The organism is Deltaproteobacteria bacterium, from assembly GCA_016875395.1.
Classification (GTDB): Bacteria; Myxococcota_A; UBA9160; order UBA9160; family UBA6930; genus VGRF01.
Genome location: VGRF01000077.1, coordinates 1 through 1648, shown reverse-complemented (window position 1 = coordinate 1648; position 1648 = coordinate 1). Strand labels below are relative to the sequence as shown.

Genomic DNA, 1648 nt, shown 5'->3' with positions numbered 1-1648 from the left:
TAGGCGCGCGGCGCGCGGCGCGCGAGTCACGCGTCAACGCGTGAGAATTGCGGTGTCGATTGCGCGGCAGGGGTAGCTGTGGCAGGGGTAGCTGTGGCAGGGGTAGCTGTGGCAAAGCTAATTTTCGATTTAAGGCACGGATAATCGCGCGCCGCTGTCTAGGTACTCGCGGGCCGCTAGGATGGCCGCAAAATTGATTCTCGGGCCGTTTCCTGCCATCACATCGGCGGCCGCGCGGTTAGGTTGGGCGATCGGAAACTGCGCACAAATGAAACGGGCCCGGATTACTCCGGGCCCGCTCCAATCTAGCTGTGCGTGCTAGCTAGATGTGGCCGTAGCCGTCGTCCTGTGAGACTTTCACAGCTTCGGCTGTGGCCGTCTCATGCACAGGTAGCGGCGAATCCGCGGAGCTATTGAGAGCTCGCGCGGTGTCTACGCTTAGCTCCGGCTTTAGGCCAGCTTCGCGGATAGCTATAAGCGCTTCGGCTGCAGCCTTGACGCGTTCCTCATACCGATCGACCGTAAAGTCCGCGACGGTAGACGCGAACGCGTGCCATTCAAGCCGGGTGAGCATGACGTAGCTATCTGGCATAGCTGTACGGCCGTGCGGCCGATCGTTCTTAGCAGCTGCGGCTGCATGCGCGGTTAGCTGCTTCTCAGGTACAGCTTGCGCGACGCTGTCCGCTGCTAGCTGCGCGGCGCGCGTTGTGCCTTGGCAATCGTGTTTGGACAGCTTTGTAGTCGGTATTACTTCCGCGCAGAGTGCGCAGGTCGTAGTCTTGACAGCTTTGGCTTTGGCTTTGGTCTTGGCTTTGGTCTTGGCCGCAGCTTCCACGACTACCTGTCCCGCGGACGCTGCGGGTAGGACTTCCACGACCACGCTCTTGGTCTTAGCTGCGGCCGCTTCCACGACCACGCTCTTGGCCGCAGCTTCCACGACCACGCTCTTGGCCGCTGTCGCGGTAGCTTCAGGCTTGACAGCCTTGTGAATCGTACGGCCCGCTTCGGGACACGCTTTGCCACCTTTGCCCTTTACTGAGACCTTATGCGTCAACGCGCCTACTTCAGACGTGAAGTCCGCGCGGCCGCAAAGCCCGCAGGTCCAAATGAACCGCATCTCATCACTCATCACGCCATACCCTTCCTACTAACTTCCATCACGTAGACAACGTATCTACGTGAAAACATCTCACCATTTTTCGCGCCAGCCTGTCAAGTTTTGAACCTGGGCCAGATATCGCGCCGCGGCTGTGACTCTCTTGTGCGCGTTCCTGCGTGTAGAACTAGGTATGGGAAGTAGGTTCTAGGATGGTGTGCCCCTGGCCGCTCGCCGCGTGCTACTCGCCGCGCCACGCGTGCTACGCATCGAACCACGCGTCGCGCACGTTCCGTGTCGCGCACGCCAGCGCATCACGCACGCGCCCGCGAGAGAAGCTCGCGTCACGCCAGCGCGCGCGAGGCGCCGATGCCCAGCGGGGGGTGTGGTCGATTACTCGTGTCTCACTCTCCGCGCTGAGCCTTGGTACGCGACGCTGAACTTGACGCGTGAAGCACCATGTTCTAAGCTGGCGGTGGTAGAAAGGGGAAAGATGGAGACCGATCAGCTTAAACTGCCACCTAGGGTAATCAGGCAACGGCGGCGCGGCCA

The 1648-nt window shown here is 60.9% G+C and carries 1 protein-coding gene; it reads right to left on the bottom strand.

Annotated elements, in window-relative coordinates:
- Positions 1 to 322 precede the first annotated feature (322 nt).
- Positions 323 to 1129: a hypothetical protein gene (locus FJ091_22170; GenBank protein MBM4386055.1), complete on the bottom strand. Its 807-nt coding sequence runs from the start codon at positions 1127 to 1129 to the stop codon at positions 323 to 325.
- Between the last annotated feature and the right edge of the window lie 519 nt (positions 1130 to 1648).

Excerpts from the sequence above, each read along its gene's own strand:
- FJ091_22170 (MBM4386055.1), bottom strand. The coding sequence starts at position 1,129 with ATGAGTGATGAGATGCGGTTCATTTGGACCTGCGGGCTTTGCGGCCGC.